Origin of the sequence: Methylophaga pinxianii (genome assembly GCF_020447225.1) — a bacterium.
GTDB classification, from domain to species: Bacteria; Pseudomonadota; Gammaproteobacteria; order Nitrosococcales; family Methylophagaceae; genus Methylophaga; species Methylophaga pinxianii.
Map to the genome: position 1 here is coordinate 1 of NZ_JAJAEO010000031.1, position 334 is coordinate 334.

General features: G+C 47.9%; 1 pseudogene. It reads right to left on the reverse strand.

The features are described 5' to 3' along the window. Positions 1–334: pseudogene (locus LGT40_RS00140) on the reverse strand (PQQ-dependent dehydrogenase, methanol/ethanol family); the annotation flags it as partial.

Here is a 334-nt window from a genome sequence, read left to right on the forward strand (position 1 = left end):
TCAAGGTAGCACCAACGTATGGTTGACCCGCTACGTATTCAACTTCAAACGGTTCATAGTCCATGCAAACATGGTTGGTCGGAACATAGAACAGACCGGTACGTGGTGAATAAGCCGCTGGCTGTTGATCTTTTGAACCCAATGCCGCTGGGCAGATGCCAGTGGTGTTGACGTCTTCACCGTTACGTGCAGTAGAGTATTTCGCTACACGATCATGCAGACCAGTTTTCAGGTTCACGCCATTTGACCAGTTAACTGCTGGGTCAAATTTCTCAGCAACCAACAATTCACCTGTTTCACGATCCATGGTGTAACCGAAACCGTTACGGTCAAA